This window comes from Streptomyces zaomyceticus, from assembly GCF_014656215.1.
Lineage (GTDB): Bacteria > Actinomycetota > Actinomycetes > Streptomycetales > Streptomycetaceae > Streptomyces > Streptomyces zaomyceticus.
In genome coordinates this window covers 1-19866 of record NZ_BNBZ01000049.1, presented here as the reverse complement: position 1 = coordinate 19866, position 19866 = coordinate 1, and the positions used below count along the sequence as shown (strand labels likewise).

17 protein-coding genes are annotated in these 19866 nt (G+C 71.1%); 13 read left to right on the top strand and 4 right to left on the bottom strand.

Annotated features, from left to right (window positions below; genetic code table 11):
• The first annotated feature begins 90 nt into the window (after positions 1 to 90).
• The 4 genes from IE311_RS34730 to IE311_RS34715 all read left to right on the top strand — a co-directional run bounded on the left by IE311_RS34730 (position 91) and on the right by IE311_RS34715 (position 3856).
• Positions 91 to 495 carry a hypothetical protein gene (locus IE311_RS34730; protein ID WP_189835877.1) on the top strand — a complete coding sequence of 135 codons (405 nt, stop codon included), beginning with the start codon at positions 91 to 93 and terminating at the stop codon, positions 493 to 495.
• Positions 496 to 563: 68 nt separating this feature from the next.
• A complete protein-coding gene (locus tag IE311_RS34725) occupies positions 564 to 1145 on the top strand; it encodes a carbonic anhydrase (RefSeq protein ID WP_189835876.1) in 582 nt (193 codons plus the stop codon).
• A 14-nt stretch (positions 1146 to 1159) separates the two neighbouring features.
• Entirely contained in the window at positions 1160 to 2665 is a 1506-nt protein-coding gene (locus IE311_RS34720; protein ID WP_189835875.1) for a SulP family inorganic anion transporter, read from the top strand.
• 396 nt (positions 2666 to 3061) lie between these two features.
• Complete coding sequence (locus IE311_RS34715; RefSeq protein WP_189835874.1) at positions 3062 to 3856, top strand: SGNH/GDSL hydrolase family protein; 795 nt, start codon at positions 3062 to 3064, stop codon at positions 3854 to 3856.
• Between the two features lie 222 nt (positions 3857 to 4078).
• Here the strand turns inward: IE311_RS34715 and IE311_RS34710 are convergent, their stop codons facing one another.
• On the bottom strand, positions 4079 to 4351 hold the full coding sequence (locus IE311_RS34710; RefSeq protein ID WP_189835873.1) for a DUF6296 family protein: 273 nt from the start codon (positions 4349 to 4351) through the stop codon (positions 4079 to 4081).
• Between the two features lie 95 nt (positions 4352 to 4446).
• Complete coding sequence (locus IE311_RS34705) at positions 4447 to 4938, bottom strand: RAD23 family protein (protein WP_189835872.1); 492 nt, start codon at positions 4936 to 4938, stop codon at positions 4447 to 4449.
• A gap of 310 nt (positions 4939 to 5248) precedes the next feature.
• On the opposite strand from IE311_RS34705, the gene IE311_RS34700 reads away from it, so the two are divergent.
• The 3 genes from IE311_RS34700 to IE311_RS34690 all read left to right on the top strand — a co-directional run bounded on the left by IE311_RS34700 (position 5249) and on the right by IE311_RS34690 (position 7928).
• Positions 5249 to 6031 carry a S1 family peptidase gene (locus tag IE311_RS34700; protein WP_189835871.1) on the top strand — a complete coding sequence of 261 codons (783 nt, stop codon included), beginning with the start codon at positions 5249 to 5251 and terminating at the stop codon, positions 6029 to 6031.
• Positions 6032 to 6145: 114 nt separating this feature from the next.
• Entirely contained in the window at positions 6146 to 7060 is a 915-nt protein-coding gene (locus IE311_RS34695; protein WP_189835870.1) for a LysR family transcriptional regulator, read from the top strand.
• A 94-nt stretch (positions 7061 to 7154) separates the two neighbouring features.
• On the top strand, positions 7155 to 7928 hold the full coding sequence (locus IE311_RS34690; protein ID WP_189835869.1) for a hypothetical protein: 774 nt from the start codon (positions 7155 to 7157) through the stop codon (positions 7926 to 7928).
• A 76-nt stretch (positions 7929 to 8004) separates the two neighbouring features.
• Here the strand turns inward: IE311_RS34690 and IE311_RS34685 are convergent, their stop codons facing one another.
• Both IE311_RS34685 and IE311_RS34680 read right to left on the bottom strand, forming a co-directional pair.
• On the bottom strand, positions 8005 to 8847 hold the full coding sequence (locus IE311_RS34685) for a hypothetical protein (protein ID WP_189835868.1): 843 nt from the start codon (positions 8845 to 8847) through the stop codon (positions 8005 to 8007).
• 184 nt (positions 8848 to 9031) lie between these two features.
• Entirely contained in the window at positions 9032 to 9916 is an 885-nt protein-coding gene (locus IE311_RS34680) for a LysR family transcriptional regulator (protein ID WP_189835867.1), read from the bottom strand.
• Positions 9917 to 10056: 140 nt separating this feature from the next.
• Here IE311_RS34680 and mgrA point away from each other — a divergent pair, with 140 nt between their 5' ends.
• The 6 genes from mgrA to IE311_RS34650 all read left to right on the top strand — a co-directional run bounded on the left by mgrA (position 10057) and on the right by IE311_RS34650 (position 19775).
• Entirely contained in the window at positions 10057 to 11049 is a 993-nt protein-coding gene (mgrA, locus tag IE311_RS34675; protein WP_189835866.1) for an L-glyceraldehyde 3-phosphate reductase, read from the top strand.
• A gap of 677 nt (positions 11050 to 11726) precedes the next feature.
• Positions 11727 to 13238 carry a xanthine dehydrogenase small subunit gene (locus tag IE311_RS34670; RefSeq protein WP_189835865.1) on the top strand — a complete coding sequence of 504 codons (1512 nt, stop codon included), beginning with the start codon at positions 11727 to 11729 and terminating at the stop codon, positions 13236 to 13238.
• Entirely contained in the window at positions 13235 to 15646 is a 2412-nt protein-coding gene (gene xdhB / locus IE311_RS34665; protein WP_189835864.1) for a xanthine dehydrogenase molybdopterin binding subunit, read from the top strand. The genes IE311_RS34670 and xdhB overlap by 4 nt, the downstream gene beginning before the upstream one ends.
• A gap of 1 nt (position 15647) precedes the next feature.
• The gene (xdhC, locus tag IE311_RS34660) at positions 15648 to 16457 is read left to right on the top strand and encodes a xanthine dehydrogenase accessory protein XdhC (RefSeq protein ID WP_189835863.1); all 810 of its coding nucleotides are present in this window, start codon (positions 15648 to 15650) and stop codon (positions 16455 to 16457) included.
• 658 nt (positions 16458 to 17115) lie between these two features.
• Positions 17116 to 17688 (top strand): RICIN domain-containing protein, encoded by a 573-nt coding sequence (locus IE311_RS34655; protein ID WP_189835862.1) that lies wholly within the window; start codon positions 17116 to 17118, stop codon positions 17686 to 17688.
• Between the two features lie 512 nt (positions 17689 to 18200).
• On the top strand, positions 18201 to 19775 hold the full coding sequence (locus IE311_RS34650; protein WP_189835861.1) for an AbfB domain-containing protein: 1575 nt from the start codon (positions 18201 to 18203) through the stop codon (positions 19773 to 19775).
• The last annotated feature ends 91 nt before the right edge of the window (positions 19776 to 19866 follow it).

The following is a 19866-nucleotide window of genomic DNA, read 5'->3' as shown; positions in this document are numbered from 1 at the left end:
TTCACATGGGCGTATTACTCTTCCTTGACTCGCCCTTGCACTTGCTTTGGTGAATTCTCGTCAGGGGTTCCACCGGAAGGAGGAGCGTCCGTGATGTCGTCCGTCCACCGGGCCGTGGCCGTGCGCGCGACTCTCCTTCTCGTGTTCGCCCTCATCTGCGGCACCTGTGTCCTGCCCGCCCCGGCCGGGCACTCACCCCAGCTCCAGCAGCCCCGCCTTCAGCATGCCGCGTCGGCCGGGCCGGCCGCGCCGACCTCGTCGTACGAGACCGCGAACGCCACGGGAGGGGAGGCCGACACCCCCAGGGGCTCCGTCGTCCACCGTGACCGGCGGCGGGCCGTCACCGCGCCCGCCGGCCCGCCCGGCCCGCCTCCGCTCGGCACCCGCACCGCCCTGCTCACTGAACCGCCGGCCAGCCGCACCGGCCGCCCGGACACCCGGTCGAGACCGGCGGACGCCCGTGACTCCTCTGCCCTCCAGGTGTTCCTCTGCTGACAGTCGGCATCACCCTGCGCCGACCTGTCAGCCCGACGCGCCGCGAGGCGCGCCAGGAGGAAACCTTCATGCAGCCCCTCATCGACAACGCTCGCCGATTCGGACGGCGCCCTGAGGAGTTCGCCCCGCACGCCGCGGGCCAGTCCCCGGCCGTCCTGTTCGTCACCTGCTCCGACTCCAGGGTCGTACCCGCCCTGATCACCGGCGCCCGGCCCGGCCAGCTCTTCGAACTGCGCACGGCGGGCGGCATCGTGCCCCCCTACGGAACCGGCACCCCCAGCGGGGAGGCCGCCACCATCGAGTACGCCGTCGAGGTCCTCGGCGTCGAAGACGTCGTCGTCTGCGGCCACTCCCACTGCGGCGCGGTGGGCGCGCTCGTCCGCGGCGACGACCTGAGCGCCGTGCCCGCCGTACGGGACTGGCTCGCCCACGCCGCCCCCGGCGACGCCCCGGAGGACCGCGACGACCCGACCGTCAGCCAAGCCGTCCAGGGCCACGTCCTCGCCCAACTCCTGCGCCTGCGCTCCTATCCGTGCGTCGAACGGAGGCTGGCGGACGGCCGGCTCCGCCTGCGCGGCTGGTACTACGAGGTGCACACCGGTGCCGTCCTGGAGTACCGCTCCGGGGCCGACGCCTTCGAGGCGCTGTGAGGAGGAACGTCCGGATGCCGCGCAATCTCCCTTTCCTGCGGCAGGACTTCGCCGCCTCGCTCGTCGTCTTCCTCGTCGCCCTCCCGCTCTGCATCGGCGTCGCCGTCGCCTCCGGTGTCCCCGCCGAACTGGGCCTCATCACCGGCATCGTCGGCGGCATCGTCACCGGCCTGATGCGAGGCAGCAGCCTCCAGGTCTCCGGCCCGGCCGCCGGCCTCACCGTGCTCGTCCTCGAAGCGGTCCGCGCCTTCGGCCTTCCCGCCCTCGGAGTCATCGTCCTGGCGGCCGGCCTGCTGCAGATCGCCATGGGACTTCTCCGCTGGGGCCGCTGGTTCCGCGCGATCTCCCTGTCCGTCGTCGAGGGCATGCTCGCGGGCATCGGCCTGGTCATCATCGCCGGGCAGGTCTACACCGCGGCGGGCAGTACCGCCCCGGACTCCGGTCTCGACAAGCTCACCGGTCTGCCGGGAGCCCTGGTCGAGGCCCTGGGCAGCCGTACGGCCCTGGTGTCGCTCGCCCTCGGGGCCGGCACCATCCTCCTCGTCGTCGGCTGGCGACGGATGCCGCGCAGGGCCCGGGCGGTGCCCGGCGCCCTGGTGGCGGTCCTGCTGGCCGCCCTCGCGACCGCCGTGTTCGACCTTCCGGTGGAGACGGTGCGGGTGAGCGGCGTGCTGGAGGCCGTCCACCTCCCGGGAGCCGACGCCCTCTCGTCCCTCGCCGACCCGGCCCTCCTCGGCACGGTCCTCGCGTTCGCCCTGATCGCCTCCGCCGAGTCGCTGTTCAGCGCCGCGGCGGTCGACCGGCTTCACTCGGGACCGCGCACGGACTACGACAGGGAACTCCTCGCACAGGGCACGGGCAACGCCCTGTGCGGCCTGCTCGGGGCCCTGCCGCTCACCGCGGTGATCGTGCGCAGCTCGGCCAACGTCGAGGCCGGCGCCCGGACGAAGGCGTCCCGGGTCCTTCACGGTGTCTGGCTGCTGCTCTTCGTCGCCCTGCTGCCCGCCGTCCTCGCGTACATCCCGCTGGCCGCGCTGGCCGGGATCCTCGTCCACGCGGGCTGGAAGCTCATCCCGTTCAAGAGTGTCCTGACGCTCTGGCGCCGTCACCGGGGTGAGGCCCTCGTCCTCGTGGCGACGGCGACGGCGATCGTCGTGGTCGGCATGTTCGAGGGTGTCCTGATCGGTCTCGTGCTGTCGGTCGCGAAGGCCGCCTGGGAGGCCTCGCACCTGCGGATCGAGCACAGCGACGACGGGCGCGACGCGGTCCGCGTACGGCTCCAGGGGACGATCACCTTCCTGCGGCTGCCCCAGATACTCGACAGCCTGGAAGCCCTGCCCGGCGACCGCCGGGTGGTCCTGGACCTCACCGGTGTCCACCACCTCGACCACGCCTGCCGGGCGGCCCTCGAGACCTGGGCCGAACGCCACAGCGGCGCCGTCGACGAGGCCGTCCGCCCAGGCACGGCCCCGGACCGCCACGAGGGCGCCGCCGCAGGCTCGGTGAGCACCCCGAACTGAATCCGGAGGAAGGACGGGGGCGACGCGCGCCGCGGCGCCCCCGTTTCGCGCGGGGGACGCGCACGGGGCGAGACGCACCCGGAGGCGGCGACGCCCCGGGTGCGGCCGTGTCACCTGTCCTGCTGACGCTCACCGCGAAGGGCGTCGGCTCCGTAGGGCCGAACCGGGCCCCGTTCGGCTCCGTAGGGCTGAACCGGCCCCGGCCCGCCGAGATCCCCGCGCGCCCGGGCCACGTGCCCCCGGCCAAATCAGGACGAGTCTACGCGCGGAGAAAGAATCATGACTCCCCAGCGGAAGACATCCGTACCGGGGGCTACCCGCCGGTACGCGCCCCCTGCTAGAAGTGTCGCGTTCAACCAACTCACCTCCCACACTCCGGATTTGAGGCTGATCGCCATGCTCTGGCGAAGATTCGTGCTGTCCGCGTCAACGGCACTCGCGATGGCCGCCGCGGCCCTCGGTGTCGCTCAGCCGGCCACCGCCGCCGGCCATCGCTACGTCGCCCTCGGAGACTCGTACTCCTCCGGCGTGGGCGCCGGGAGCTACCTCTCGGACAGCGGTGACTGCCGGCGCAGCGCCAACGCGTACCCCCGCCTGTGGGCAGCCGCCAACTCCCCCTCCTCGTTCTCCTTCACCGCATGCTCCGGTGCGACCACCGGGTCCGTCCGCAGCGGCCAGCTCGGCCCTCTCAACTCGTCCACGACCCTCGTCAGCGTCACGGCGGGAGGCAACGACGTCGGCTTCGCGGACATCATGCAGACCTGCGTGCTGAACAGCGAGGCCACCTGCGTCGCGGCCGTGAACGCCGCCGTCGTGAAGATGAACGGCACGCTGCCCGGCGGCCTCTCCGCTCTCTACGGGGACATCCGCAGCCGCGCACCCCAGGCGCGCGTGGTGGTTCTCGGGTACCCCCGGTTCTACCAGCTGTCCGGAAGCTGTATCGCCGGACTCAGCGAGACCGAGCGAGCGGCCATCAACCGGGGTTCCGACACCCTCAACGGCGTTCTGGCGAAGCAGGCGGCCAACGCGGGCTTCGCCTTCTCCAGCGTCGTCGACGAGTTCACGGGCCACGAGATCTGCTCCGGGGACTCCTGGCTGCACAGCCTGTCCGTACCGGTGTACAACTCCTACCACCCCAAGGCCGCCGGGCAGTCGGGCGGATACCTGCCTGCCTTCCGTTCGGCTGTCTGACCCCCACCGCAGCTGCCGACCGGCGGCGGTGCCGGCGGTCGGACCGAGGTGCGGGCGAGAGCCCGCACCTGCGACACCCACACCGTACGAAGGGACCGGATCGGCCGCTCGCGGCTCGGTCCGGTCCTCGCCGTTGAGCCGCGCTCGGCACATGAACGCCTGTGAAAGCAGATCGAGTTGTCGGATCGAGCAACCGGCGCAAGGGGGAGGCCGGGAAGCCGGTCAGGCCGCGGAGGCGGTGGGGTCGGCGGGATCTTTCGGATCGTCGTCGGTGAGACGGCGGGCCAGGACCTGCTGGGTCGGATCCTGGTGCCCGCCCGAGGCGAGGATGCGCACCTCGTCCAGGTCGCTGATCTCCGCCCGGATGATGCCAGTGGGGTCGGCGTAGACCGGATGGCCACCGGGCCCCTTGGAAGAGCTGCGCTCGACGATCACGACGTCCTGGGGCGAACCCGTGTCGTCGGAGAACACCAGCTCGTATCGGAGTGGGCTCATTCGGATCATTTTACGCCGAAGGCCCGATGGCGCCTCCGCGGGGCCGGCCGAGAACCCGCTGGTTGGAGAGGTGCGAGGCCGCGCCGCCGCAGATTTCAGGGCCGTTCGAACCTGCGAGTGAGGCGCCGTGCGGTGAGGTAGCCGCCCGCCACGGTGGCTCCGACGGCCAGGGCGAGGCCCATGCCCACGCTGAGACCGGACGGGCCGGATGCTCCACCGATGCCCGCCCGGGTACCACGGCTCGGGACGACGGGGGCCGGCTGAACGGCACTGGCACTCGGATTCACCGGCGCGACGGTAGGTGCGCTCGGGCTCACCGGCGCGACGGTGGGGGCGCTCGGGCTCACCGGCGGCACAGCGCCTGTGCCGGCGCGCCTGGGCAGCGCTTCGCAGGCGATGCCGTCGTCCGGTCCCTGATCTTCGTCGAGCCGGTTCGGGTCGCCCGGGGTCCGGTCGAACTCCGCCTGGGCGTCCTCCTGGAAGCGGAAGTCCCGGCAGTCGAGATCCTGGGCGTGAGCGACGCCGGACATCGGGGCGACCGAGGCGATGGCCAGGGCTATGCCGGCTACCACGCTGCGACTGCTCATCGGGGTCCTCCTGGATGCCGTGTAAGCGTCATCCCACGCTATGAGCGGTCCGTGCCCGGAGCGCGTGACGCTAGGCCGAATGAGAACCGCCCCGTGCGAGTCGGAGGCCTTCTTCCACCCGGTCTCCGAGGCCCGGGCCTACCCCCTGGTACTCCAGGACGTTATGGGCCGCTGGCATTGGTGGACCGCTACCACCGCCTCACATACTCCTGTGGACGGCAGGTTGACGGGCCACGAACAACCGATACCACGAGCAGGAATCGGCCCGTCTCCGCCGCACCTCCCACGTCGTCCTCACGAAGGATCTCCCATGCTCCTGCCTCGCTCCTTGACCGCCGCGGGCATCGCCCTGGGTGTGGCCGTCGCCGCCCCGGCCTTCGCCAGTACCGCGGCCGCCGCCCCGAAACCCATCGTCGGCGGTGAACAGGCCACCTCCACCTACTCGTTCATGGGCTCCATCCAGGTCAACGGCGGCGGCCACTACTGCGGCGCCTCGCTCATCTCCTCGGGCTGGATGGTCACGGCCCTGCACTGTACGTACGGCAACGGCGCACTCCCGGCCTCCTCCCTGCGCGTGCGGATAGGCTCCAACGACCATCTCAGCGGGGGCACTCTGGTCGGCGTCTCCCAGATCGTCCGCCCGTCCACCAGCCAGAGCATGGCCGGTCAGGACATAGCACTGCTCCGCCTCAGCAGCCAGGTCTCACAGGCGCCCGTTCCGATCACCGCCACCACTCCCGCCGACAACTCCGCCACCCGGCTGCTCGGCTGGGGGCAGACCTGCCCGCAGCGCGGGTGCTCCTCCTCGGCGCCCCGCTACCTGAAGCAGCTGGACACCAAGGTGCTGCCCGACAGCTCCTGCTCCGGCATGGTGAACAGTCGCGAGCTGTGCATCGCCGGCACCACCTCCCACACCGCCTGCTACGGCGACTCCGGCGGTCCGGCCCTGGTCAACCGAAACGGCCGCCTCGAACTGGCCGGTGCCACCAGCCGCAGCGGCAGCGGCAGCGACACCTGCGGTGTCGGTGGCGCCGTCTACACGGACCTGGCCGCCTGGCGGTCCTGGATCCAGGAGTACACCGGCGCACTGTAGCCACGGAGCCGAGAGGGGGCGGTCCGTCGAATGCCTGCCCGCCCCGCGCGGTCCGCCCCCTCTCACACCTTGCTCATGGACATGACATCGCGTGTGAACTAGCCTCAATCAGCCATGGACCTGGAACTGCGGCATCTCCGCATTCTGCTGGCGATCTCCGAAGCGGGCAGCCTGACCAGGGCAGCCGCCGCCCTGTTTCTGTCCCAGCCGGCCATGACCACCCAACTGCGGCGGATCGAGGCGTCGTTCGGGCAACCGCTCTTCGAGCGCTCGGCGTGCGGCGTCGCGCCCACGCGGGCCGGTGAACTGGTGCTCGCGCACGCGCGGACCGCGGTGGCCAGCGCCGACCGGATTCGCAGCTACCGGCTCAGCCCGGTGGACGGTGCGGAGCCGGTGACGGTCGGCGGCAGTTCCGGGCCGATACTGAGCCACCTGACGCTGCATCTGCCCGCCGCGGTGACCAATCCTGTGACCTTTGTGCAGTTCTCGTCCACGGGGGCCGCGATGAGTGGAGTCGAGGACCGTTCCGTCGACGCCGGATGCATGGTCGACCTGGACGGTTTCGGGGTGACTCCGCCCGAGGGGGTCGTCGTCGACGTCATCGGACTCGAGCCCGTGGTGGTGATCCTTCCCGCGGGCCACCCCCGCGCCCGGCAGGACCGTGTCGACCTCGCGGACCTCGCCGACGAGACCTGGCTGCTCCCGCCGCACGACCTGGGCTGCGACGACTACGGGGCTCTGGCCGACGCCTGCGCTCCGGCCGGATTCGCGCCCCGGATGTCACCCCACCGGATCGGAGATCTCAGCATCCTCTGCGACCTGGTCGCCCAGGGCGTCGGCGTTGCTCTGGCCCAGGGGTCGGCCCGGGCGCGTGAGGGCGTGGCCATGCGCAGACTCACGGGCGACCCTCTGATCGGAAGGCACCTCCTCGCCCTGCACCGCGACTCACCTCTCTTCGGGGCTCGACCCCTCCTGCTCGACCTCGTCCGCGCCGCCTTCGAAGCACGCTGCGTCACACCGAGTTCTTGACGGGGTGTCGCCTCGATGGAGGATGGGGGCAGAGCGGTCCGTGTGATGAAGTGCGGTCCGCCGATGACTCCGACAGCAGGGAGCGTTTCCTCCGATGACCGCACAGCCCGTACGCCCCGAGCGCAGCGGTCCCGGAACCGCCACGGTCGTGGATCTCCCGTCGTTCAAACCTTCCCTCGTCAAAGTGGTGTTCAGGGACGTGACCCCGATGCACGTCTCCCGGCCGGCCGCGTGGGCTGCCGCGTCGGTGACGCGGACCGTGCTGGCGGAGATCATCGACGGTGCGAGGAGGGCGGCGGCGGAGGAGGCCCGGAGGAAGCTGATTCCCGGGGACCTCATCTCGGCGATCGACCGGAACGTCGAGGTCGAGGTGGCGGGCGGGTGGTACGAGCACAGTCCGACGTTTCGTGTCCGGTCCGGTGACCGGTACGACTCCGAGGGCGTCGTCGTGCCTTCGCGCAAGCGCGGCAGATCGCGCAGACCGAGTGCGGTGGTCGGCGCCCACAGGTTCGAGGGCGGGATCAAGAAGCTGCTGCGGAGCCGGGGGGTGACGGCCGTTCCTGCGATGGTCCGTGACCTGGACGGCATCGCGAGCGTGTTCCTGACGGACCTCGCCCGGGACGCGGCCATGGTCGTCCGCGAGGGCGGAATCAAGCGTTTCGGTACGGTCACCCTGGTGATGCCGGGCGAACCGGCCCTGCCCCCGGTCCCCAAGGTTCCCTTCCGGGCCCCCTCCGTGCGTACGGGGGACAGCCGAACCATCGGCAGGGACGACATCCTGGCCGCCACCACGATGCAGTTGTTCGGCGACGTCCGGCAGCGAGCTCTCACCGAAGCGCACGAGGCGACACGGCACACTGATCGGTGAGCTGCTGCCCGAGCCGCCGTGGCCTGGACGGCAGCCGCTTTCGTGGCCGCCACGGTGGCGGGCGTGGCACGTCCGATCAGGGACGTTCGTACTGCTGGAGGATGCCGCCCGCGGAGAAGCAGAGGGCGCCCGTGAGGGTGCCCCAGTTGGCGATGTCGGCGTTGATCAGGCTGCCGGTGGCGGGGCGGGTGTACGCGGCGAGTGCCGAGACCATGAAGAGGGCGGAGCCCAGCTGGTTCACGGCGACGATCCACCAGCCGAGGTCGCGTTGCCGGAGGCACGGCCGGCCGTGGCAGATCTCGGCGAACGCGAGGTGGCCGGAGATCAGGAACAGTACGCAGCCGATCACATCGGGTGCCCAGATCAGCCGGTTGACCTGCTGGACGGTCAGGCCCTGGAGGAAGGAATCGAGCAGGTCGACGGCGAACACCAGAGTGCCGGCGAACAGGACGAAGGCGCTCAGCCAGTCGACCCGCATCGGTTCATAGCTCCACCACCGCCACCCTCGGGCGACCAGGGCGCCTTCCCCTCCCGGCACATGCCGAGGGGCGTTGACGACCTGGAGCAGGGACACGTAGCCGCCGGTGTTGAAGAACAGGCCGCCGGCGAAGTAGATCGAGGCACAGGTGGTGGCGTCGCCGGAGCCGAATTGGGCCACGGTGGCGCCGGCCGCGAAGAGTGCCCCGCCGATGACGAAGGCGGTGGCGGCCACGGCGTTCAGCCTGCGGATCCGGCCGAGGGCGGTCTCGTCGGCGCCGGCATCATGGGCGCGGGCCGCGCCGGGTGGACGGACGGCGATGAGGCCTCGGCGCCGGGCGGGCCGGGATTCCCAGACGGCCGTGCCGCCGCCGGGAGGCTGCCAGGTGAGGCGGGTCGTGAACGGTCCTGTGCCTTCGGCGCGTTGATCGGGCTGTCCCACAGGCCGAGACTAGACGTCGTGCCCGTCGTCGGCCGAGCGCAACGCCGCCGGTGAGGCGGACCGGGCCTCGCGAGTGCGGCGGGCCGCCGACACCGACGAGGGGCGGGGGACCAGCTCGACGGGCAGGGAGACCGGACGGGGCGGTTCGGGGCGCGGCCTCGTCCTCGTCGGGGCCATGAGGCCGTCAGCGTCTGCCTCGCTCCAGCAGCTTCATCAGCGCTCGGGCTGCCGGGCTCGTGGCATGCGGCGGTGGCAGCAGGGCCACCGTCTCGTAGACCGCCTCGTCGGTGCCGGCGAGAGGGGCGGCGTGCAGGGAGTCCCGTTTGTGCCGGAAATGCCGAGGTACGGCAGCGACACCGAGGCCCTCCTCCACCAGGTCCAGAAGGCTGTGCACGTCGTTCACCTCCAGGCTCACGGTCCGCGGTACGCCCGCGGAGGCGAAGGCCTCGTCCGTGGCCCGGCGCGGCCCCCAGCCGGGGTGGAAGTCCACGAAGACCTCCTCGGCGAGGCCTCGGAGGGTGAGGTCCGGGCCGGTCGCGGCGAGCGGGTGCTCGGAGTGGCACAGCAGGGTCATCGGCTCGGTCGCCAGCGGCACCGACCGCAGCTGGTCGGAGTCCGCCCGGGTGCGGTAGGCGAAGGCCAGGTCGAGCCGCCCCGCGGCGACGTCCTCGGCCAGGGCGAGCCCACCCTCCTGCCGGAGCCGTATCTCCACCTCCGGGTGCCGCCGCCTGAACGCGGCCAGCAGCCCCGCGACGTGCACTCCGGCGACACACTGCTCGGCCCCGAGGGAGAGCGTCCCGCGCATCACGCCCTGTACGGCCGCCACCGCCTCGTGCGCGGCCCGTACCTGTGCCAGGATGCGCTCCGCCTCGACCAGCAGCGCCCTCCCGGCCTCCGTCAGCGTCACCCGGCGGGTGCTCCGTACGAACAGGGGCGCCCTCAGGTCCCGCTCCAGGGCGCGGATCGATGCCGAGAGACCGGACTGGGAGACCATCAGCCGCTCCGCGGCCCGTGTGAAGTGCCGGTCCTCGGCGACGGCGACGAAGTGCTGAAGATGACGCAGTTCCATGACTCAGAAGCCTATGCGCTGAATCCCATCGGATTCTCCTGTTGGATTCATGCCCCGAGGGCGGGGGAGATTGGGTCACGCCACGACAGACCCGCCGCGCACGGATCACCGTGCGCCGTTCGCCACGCCACGGAGTCGCCTTGTACACCGCACATTCCGATCGATACGACGACATGCCCTACCGGCGCTCCGGACACAGCGGCCTGAAGCTGCCCGCCCTCTCCCTGGGGCTCTGGCACAACTTCGGCCCGGACCGCCCGGCCGAGACCCAGCGCGCCATCCTGCGCCGTGCCTTCGACCTCGGGATCACCCACTTCGACCTGGCGAACAACTACGGCCCGCCGCCCGGCGCGGCCGAGTCCGCCCTCGGCGAGTTCCTGCGGACGGACTTCGCGCCCTACCGCGACGAACTGGTCATCTCCACCAAGGCGGGATACCTGATGTGGCCCGGGCCGTACGGTGAGTGGGGTTCCCGCAAGTCCCTGCTGTCGTCGCTGGACCAGAGCCTGAGCCGGCTCGGCCTCGACCACGTCGACATCTTCTACTCGCACCGCTTCGATCCGGAGACGCCCCTGGAGGAGACCATGGGCGCCCTGCACTCCGCGGTCCAGCAGGGCAAGGCGCTCTACGTCGGCGTCTCCAACTACTCGGCCGGGCAGACCCGCGAGGCCGCCCGCATCCTGGGCGAACTCGGCACGCCGCTCACCCTTCATCAGCCGCGCTACTCGATGCTCGACCGACGTCCGGAGGAGGAGGGCCTGCTCGACGCCCTCGACGACCTGCGGATCGGTTCCATCGCCTACTCCCCGCTGGAACAGGGCCTGCTCACCGGACGCTACCTGGACGGCATCCCCGAGGACTCCCGGGCCGCGAGCGACAGCCCCTTCCTGAACCGCGACGCCCTCACCGAGGACCTGGTGACCCGGTTGCGCGCCTTGAACGACATCGCCGCGTCCCGTGGCCAGACCCTGGCCCAGCTCGCCCTCGCCTGGGTGCTGCGCGGCGGCCGCGTCACCTCCGCCCTGGTGGGAGCGAGCAGCGCACGACAGCTCGAGGACAGTGTGGCCGCCCTGGGCAACCTCGACTTCGACACCGAGGAACTCACCCTCGTCGACACGCTGGCCCGCCCCTGAGCCGCGAGCGCCACCCGCGACCTCTACCGGCCTCGATCCCCTCGTACGGCGCAGGCCGGAGTCGGGGGCCGGGACCGGGACCGGCGAACGGGAGCCCGGACCGCCGTCACCCGGCCCCGGGCCTTCCCGCCGTGCTCACCGGATGCGACCGGTTCGCACCGCACGACGGGAATCCCCTCAACCCCATGCCGGCGCCCTCAGGGGTCCCGCTCCTCACCGGGCGTGTCTCGCCGCCCGGTGAGGGTGCGGCACGGTGCCGGGCCGGTCGTACGGCACGGGCGAGGAAGCGCCGGGAGCGCATGCTTGACCTCCGTGGCGTCAGCCATTAACTTGCGGTCAACGATCACCCATGGAGACCGAGAGGAGGCGACCGGCGGATGGACACCTGCTCCGATCTGAGTCGCCTCGCCCACACCACGGTCTGGGTTCCGGGTCGTATCGCGCACGGCTGCTAGTACGCCGTCCCGCTGTGCCCTTCCGCGGCACACCCCGCTTCCCCGGTCACCTCCGGCACGTCACTGTCACGCGCCGGTCCTCCCTCACCACCCCCGGCACACCGCTGTCACGTGCCGCTTCGCGCCCGCTCCCGTCCCGTGGCGCCCCTGAGCACAGAAAGTTGCCCGGACATTGGCGAACCTGATGAATCGACCGACTCCGCACCGAATCGAAGGGCCGTCATGGTAGCCGCGCGGATCACCGTCAACGGGAAAGAAACACCTCTCGCTCCCGCCGCGCCCCACACCACGGTGCTGGACTTCCTGCGCGAACGGGGCCTCACCGGAACCAAGGAGGGCTGCGCCGAAGGCGAATGCGGCGCCTGTTCCGTCCTCGTGGCCCGTCCCGGGGTGCACCGGCCCACCGACTGGGTGGCGGTCAACGCCTGTCTGGTCCCGGCCGCGGCGCTCGACGGTCAGGAGCTCATCACCTCGGAGGGACTCGCCACGGCCGGCCGGCCCGGCACGGCGCCCACCCTGCACCCGGTGCAGGAGGAGATGGCGGTCCGCGGCGGCTCCCAATGCGGCTACTGCACACCGGGGTTCGTCTGCAGCATGGCCGCCGAGTACTACCGCCCCGACCGCCGGGCGAGCGCCGAGCCGGCCCAGGGGGTGGCGGACGGCACCGACACCGCCGCCGGCCACCGCGACGGTGACGGCACCGACCACGAGCACGGCCCGAACGGCTTCGACCTCCACGCGCTGAGCGGAAACCTGTGCCGCTGTACCGGCTATCGCCCCATCCGAGATGCCGCCTTCGCCGTCGGCACGCCCCTCGCCGAGGACCCGCTCGCCCGGCGCCGCGAGCAGTCCCCGCCCGCGCCGGTCGCCACCGACTACGTGCGGGACGACAGCGCGTTCCTGCGCAGGAACACCCTGGCCGAGACGCTGCGGCTGCTGCGCGAGCGCCCTGACGCCGTGGTGGTCGCCGGTTCCACCGACTGGGGTGTGGAGGTCAACATCCGTTCGCGCCGGGCGGGTTGCGTGGTGGCGGTCGACCGGCTGCCCGAACTGCGGGAGCTGCGGGTCGAGTCCGACCACATCGAGATCGGGGCGGCGCTGACGCTCACCGAGATCGAGCGTCGCCTCGACGGCGGTGTCCCGCTCCTCGCCGATCTGTTCCCGCAGTTCGCGTCCCGGCTCATCCGCAACGGCGCGACCCTGGGCGGCAACCTGGGGACCGGCTCCCCGATCGGTGACAGCCCGCCGGTACTGCTCGCGCTGGAGGCCTCGCTGGTGCTCGCCGACGCCGACGGCGAGCGCGAGGTCGCACTGGCGGACTACTTCACCGGCTACCGGCAGAGCGTGCGCCGGCCCGACGAGCTGATCCGGGCGGTACGGGTCCCGCTGCCGCTGTCGCCGGTCACCGCCTTCCACAAGATCGCCAAGCGGCGCTTCGACGACATCTCCAGCGTCGCGGCCGCCTTCGCGCTCGACATCGAGGACGGCATCGTGCGCAGGGCACGCATCGGCCTGGGCGGCGTGGCCGCCACCCCGATCCGCGCCCTCGCCACCGAGACGGCCCTGGAGGGCAGGCCGTGGGCGGCGGAGACCGTCGAGGCCGCGGCCGAGGTGCTGCGGGCCGAGGGCACCCCCATGAACGATCACCGTGCCAGCGCCGACTACCGCTCCGCGATGCTCGGCCAGAGCCTGCTGAAGACGTTCGCACAGACCACCGAGGCGGTGTCGGCATGAGTCATCTGTCCCAGCGTCCGGAAAAGCCGGTCGTCGGCGTCCCGATGCCGCACGAGAGCGCCGCGCTGCACGTCACCGGCGCCGCGCTCTACACCGACGACCTGGTCCACCGCACCAAGGACGTCCTGCACGCCTACCCGGTCCAGGTCATGAAGGCCCACGGCAGGATCACCGCGCTGCGCACCGGGCCCGCGCTCGCCGTGCCCGGCGTCGTCCGCGTCCTGACCGGTGTTGACGTGCCCGGTGTCAACGACGCCGGGATGAAGCACGACGAGCCGCTCTTCCCCGACACGGTCATGTTCCACGGCCATGCCGTCGCCTGGGTGCTCGCCGAGACCCTGGAGGCGGCCCGGCTCGGTGCGGCGGCCGTCGAGGTGGAACTGGACGAGCTGCCCTCCCTGGTGACGCTGCGGGAGGCCATCGACGCCGGCAGTTTCCACGGCGCCCGTCCCGAGATGCTGAGCGGCGACGTCGAAGCGGGCTTCGCCGACTCCGCGCACGTGTTCACGGGAGAGCTCCGGTTCTCCGATCAGGAGCACTTCTATCTGGAGACGCACGCGGCGCTGGCCCACATCGACGAGGCCGAGCAGGTGTTCGTCCAGAGCAGCACACAGCACCCCTCCGAGACCCAGGAGATCGTCGCGCACGTGCTCGGGCTGCACAGCCACGAGGTGACGGTGCAGTGCCTGCGGATGGGCGGCGGCTTCGGCGGCAAGGAGATGCAGCCGCACGGGTTCGCGGCCGTCGCCGCGCTCGGTGCCAAGCTCACCGGCAGGCCGGTCAGGGTGCGACTCAACCGGACACAGGACCTCACCATGTCCGGCAAGCGGCACGGGTTCCACGCCCAGTGGAAGATCGGCTTCGACGCGGACGGCCGCATCCGGGCCCTGGACGCCACCCTGACCGCGGACGGCGGCTGGAGCCTGGACCTGTCCGAGCCGGTGGTCGCCCGGGCGCTGTGCCACATCGACAACACCTACTGGATTCCGAACGCGCGCATCGCCGGTCGCGTCGCCAGGACCAACAAGGTCTCCAACACCGCCTTCCGCGGCTTCGGGGGACCGCAGGGCATGCTGGTGATCGAGGACATCATGGGCCGGTGCGCACCGCTGCTCGGCCTGGATCCGACGGAGCTGCGGGAACGCAACTTCTACCGGCCCGGGCAGTCGACTCCGTACGGTCAGCCGGTCGTCCGGCCGGAACGGATCTCCGCCGTCTGGCAGCAGGTCCAGGACAACGCCGGCATCGCCGACCGCAAGCGCGAGATCGCCGCCTTCAACGCCGCGCACCCGCACACCAAGCGGGCCCTCGCGATCACCGGCATCAAGTTCGGGATCTCCTTCAACCTCACCGCCTTCAACCAGGGCGGCGCGCTGGTGCTGATCTACAAGGACGGCTCGGTCCTGATCAACCACGGCGGCACCGAGATGGGCCAGGGCCTCCACACCAAGATGCTGCAGGTGGCGGCGACGACTCTGGGCATCCCGCTCCACAAGGTGCGGCTGGCCCCGACGCGTACCGACAAGGTGCCCAACACCTCGGCCACGGCGGCGAGCGCCGGCACGGACCTCAACGGCGCGGCGGTCAAGAACGCCTGCGAGCAGCTGCGCGAGCGACTGCTGGGGGTGGCCGCCACGCAACTGGGGTCGAGCGCCTCGGACGTACGCATCGTCGAGGGCGTCGCCCGGACGCTGGGCAGCGACCGGGAGCTGGCCTGGGACGACCTCGTCCGCACCGCGTACTTCCAGCGGGTGCAGCTGTCGGCGGCCGGCTTCTACCGGACCGAGGGGCTGCACTGGGACGCGAAGGCCTTCCAGGGCTCGCCGTTCAAGTACTTCTCCCACGGCGCCGCCGCGGCCGAGGTGGAGGTGGACGGCTTCACCGGCGCGTACCGCATCCGGCGGGTGGACATCGTGCACGACGTCGGCGACAGCCTGTCCCCGATGATCGACATCGGCCAGATCGAGGGCGGCTTCGTCCAGGGCGCGGGCTGGCTGACGCTCGAGGACATGCGCTGGGACAACAGTGACGGGCCGAACCGCGGCCGGCTGCTGACACAGGCCGCGAGCACGTACAAGCTGCCGAGTTTCTCGGAGATGCCCGAGGAGTTCCACGTCGCGCTGCTCCGGAACGCCACCGAGGAGGGCGCGGTCTACGGGTCCAAGGCGGTGGGCGAACCTCCGCTCATGCTGGCCTTCTCGGTACGGGAGGCGCTGCGGCAGGCCGCCGCCGCGTTCGGCCCGAGCGGGGTCAGCGTCGAGTTGGCCTCGCCCGCGACACCCGAGGCGGTGTACTGGGCGATCCAGGCGGCTCGCGGGAACGACACCTCCCGGAACGGCCACACGGGCGACGGGTCCGCCTCCGGCAGGACGACCCGTCACGGAACCGAAGCGCTGAGCGGTGCCTGACATGACCTGGGTCGCCGCGGTCACCCGGCTGCGAGCACGCCGGGAGCCCGGCGTGCTCGTCACCGTCGCGACCGTACGCGGCCATGCGCCCCGTGACGCCGGTGCGAAGCTCGTGGTGGGGCGGAGCGAAACCTGGGGCTCGATCGGTGGCGGCAATGTCGAGGCGGTCGCGATCGACCGGGCCCGGGAGATGATCGTCGCGGCCGAGTCCGAGCCGGAACTGCTCGACTTCGCACTGAACGACAAGGTGACCAACCGGCACGGCGTGCAGTGCTGCGGCGGCACGGTGTCGGTGCTGCTCGAACCACTCCCGGTGGCACGAGCGGTGGCCATCTTCGGAGTCGGGCACGTCGGGATGGAACTGGCGCGCATCCTCGCACGCCAGGACCTCGACCTCCATCTGATCGACAGCCGGTCCGACATCCTCACCGAGGAGCGGCTCGACGTCCTGGCGGACGCGGTGGCCCAGATCCATGTGCACCACACACCGCTGCTGCCGGAGGAGGTGCTCGAGGAACTGCCGCACGGCACCCACGTCCTGGTCATGACCCATGACCACGCCGAGGACGCGGCGCTGTGCGACGCCGCCCTGCGCACCACCCATCTCGGTTCGGTCGGGCTCATCGGGTCGGCGGCCAAGTGGGGACGCTTCCGCAGACGCCTCGTCACGGAGGGCGGTCACGACGAGTCCGCCATCGACCGGATCAAGACCCCGATCGGACTGGGCGACATCACCGGCAAGGAACCCGCGACGATCGCCGTGAGCGTCGCCGCGGATCTGCTGCGCACCTTCGAGGCCGAGGGGAGCTGACACGCCACCGGGCCGTCACGGCGGGACCTTCCGCCGTGACGGCCCCGCTCCTCCCGGAAGCCCCAGGTTGTGCGCCCCTTACGTTCGCAGTCCGAATGCGGAGTCGCCGAAAAGGAAGAAGAGAGGTGGTGTGAGGTGCGGGGCACCCGGCCGAGGACATGGCGAAGTACACATTGCTCAACCCGCGTTGCGATGTTCCCCGCGCGCCGGTTAGGGTGAGGTAACCAGTTTGACCGACTGGTGCACCGGAGGGGGCCGGTGGAGTGCGACCACACTTCACCGAATGGGCAAGTGCTCCGGAGAACATTGCGTAACGGGGGGATTCCATCGTGAGCCGCAGATATGACCGACACGGATGTCAACAGCGCCATTTCAGTGGCTGTCACGCCCTTCGGCGACCGCGCACCGGCTGATTCGTCGGGCCGCGCCGTGACCGCGCTCTCCGCGCGGAACTCCCGGGGCACCCGTCTCAGCGTTTGACCGACCTTGCCGTGGCGCCCTCGGATGCGTCAACCGGCCCTTTCTCCTCGGTCTTCCCGTATTCCTTCCTCTTGCGACGCACGCGCCCGTCCGCGCACCGCGTCGTACGGGCGCTCCCGCATGCGCGTGCACTGCCGCCGTGCCGTCGCGCCGCCGCTTTCCTACGAACGGATCAACCATGTCCCGCACCGTCAGATTAGTGCTGACCGCCTGCCTCGCCGCCGCGGCGCTCACCGGCGGCTCGGCTGCAGCCCAGGCCGACGAGCCCGCGTCCCGGGCGGCCGCGCCCGCCGCGCAGCCGGCCGCGAGTTCCTCCGGCCTCACCGCCCAGATCCAGGTGAAGTACCGCGACAAGTGCCTGACCATTGCGAACGGCAGTCTCCGCCAGGGCGCTCACGCCGTCGAGGGGAACTGCGACGACACCGCGGACAACCAGGTCTTCACCGCCGTGCCGCACGACAAGGGCGGCTGGCAGCTCGTCGCCAAGCACAGCGGGCGGTGCGTGGCGCACATGGCTTCGGCCAAGGCCGAGGTCGTGCAGAACTGGTGCGACGACTCCGCTGCCCAGCGCTGGGAAATGCAGTTCTTCGACGGCAGTGAGAAGAACCTGATCCGCTGGCACCCGCTGGACGCCCCCGAGGAGTGCCTGACTCTGGGCGGAACCGCGCCGGGCGAGGAGCCCGCGGCGTATGTCGTGACGTGTTTCGAGAACGTTCCCAGCCAGGAATGGCGCCTCCGCTTCGTCCGCTGATCGGCTCGCGTTCGGTCAACTGTCCCGGCTCTAGCGGCCGATACTTCCTCGTGTCCCTGTCGACCCCTGGCGACTCCTGTCGATTCCGGTCGAAGCACGGGTCCGAGGTGAACGGTCGCTGCACCCGCGGAAAATGAAGGACGGCTCGGGAAGTCACTGAGCCCGCGTCCGGAGAATCCACAGACCGCTTCGCGGAAATCAGACATGCGGCGCGCGTTCTCGCCGTATTCAAGGAATTCCGAGTGCCCGGGGAGACCGTTCTCTCCGCCGCCGTACGGAGTTTCCCTCCCTCTCTCCGTGGCGTACTCCGTCATGTCCGCACACACGACGGGACGCCTCCGCCAGAGGCAGTACCACCTGCCATCCCGCGACCGCCTCCGTCCGCGGATCCCGCGTCAGCCGCAAGCCGCAAGCCGCAAGCCGTCACCGGTCCGGGCCCCCGCCCGCCGCTCCCCTTTACACCGCTCACGTCGTGCCGCCCATCGCGGTGGCAGAGGAGTAACCGACCCAGCATGAACAACCGACACCACACCTCCGCGCGCACCCGGATGCTCCTCACGAGCCCCCTGGTGACCGTCACCGCACTCACCGCCCTGGCCGGCTCCGCCGTCCCCGCGGGCGCCTCCGTCGCGCAGCCCTCGGCCGAGGTCGTCGCCCGAGCCGCCGGGATCGGCACGACCGACGCCGAGCGCGTCGACGCCGCGGCCGTCGTCCGCCTCGATCCCACCGCCGACGTGCTGCTGCTCAGCGACTACGACTTCATCCACGCGCTGTGGCAGAAGGCCAACGACGCGGGCGAGAAGCTGGAGTCGGTGCGGACGGCCGCCGAACTCGCGATGGGCAGCACGGTGCCCGCGGACCATGTGGCCTACATCGTCACCGGCATCCACACCGCGTACCGCCTGGACCAGCAGCGCGAGCGCGACAAGGCCGAGGCCGAGCGTGTCGCCCGGCTCGCCAAGTCCCAGGCGCTGCTGGCGATCGGCATCCCCAGCACGCCCGAGCTGCTGGCCTTGAGCGACGACAACTTCGTCCGGGCCGTCGCCCGGCACGCCGCGTCGGGCCCCGAGGTGAAGGCCGCCGCGCTCAGGGCGCTGGCGGGGGAGCCCGCCGACTGGCGGGAGTTCATCGTCAACGGCGCGCGCGAGGCCCACAAGCGCGACGTGGCCAAGGAGCTGGAGGAGCTGGAGGAGCAGAACCGCAAGGAGGCGGAGCGCAAGAAGGAGATCGCCGCGCGAACCAGCACCGCCGCTCTCTTCCGCATCACCGTCACCGACGCCCATCTCGCCCTGAGCGCCGACAACTTCATCCGTGAGCTGCTCCGCCTGGCCCCGGCCGACCTCAAGGGCGGCGAGCTCTACGCCGAGGGGCAGCGCGCCGTGCTCAGCTCCGACGCGGCGGTGTGGAAGGCGTACATCCACACCGGTGCCGACGCCGCGTACAAGCGCGACGACGAGAACCGCCGCAAGAAGATCGCGGAGGCCAATCGCAAGCTGGCGCTCCAGATCCAGGCCGCGGCCGCGAACAGCGGAGTCAACCCCAACCTGGTCGCCCTCGCGAAGAAGGCGCTCGCCGGCACCGACGAGAACGTCGCCGAGTTCCTCAAGGAGGACAACCTCCAGCGCGCCCGCCGCCAGTCCTTCCAGCCCACCGAGGCGAAGCTCGCGGGCTGGCACGTACGCCGGTCCACGCCGGACGGCAACGCCACGTTCATCGCCCCGGTCGACGCCAACAGCAAGCAGGCCGACCGCGAGGACGCCACCTGGGTCGTCGTACCCTCGCTGGCGGCTCTGCCCGGCTGCTACTCCTTCGAGTCCGTCCGCAAACCCGGACACTTCCTCAAGGGCGAGCCGCACCTCGACGTGATCAACGCTGCCGACGACCGCAGCAGCGCATTCCGCACGGCGGCGTCCTGGTGCCCGGTGAAGGGCCTCTCCGGCACGGGCACGTCCTTCAAGTGGGGCCAGGGTCCGACCGTCCGCTACCTCCAGCAGATGCAGGGCGGTCTGTACGCGGCCCAGGACTACAAGAACACCGCCGGCAACATTGCGCAGAGCTGGAAGATCACCACCCCGCTGGCGCCCTAGGGCGTGTCCGCAATGTCGATCGGTCGTTACTCCGTTCGTGGTGCGACGTCATGAACTGACTGATCAGGCATGGGAAGTGATCGGGCCGTTG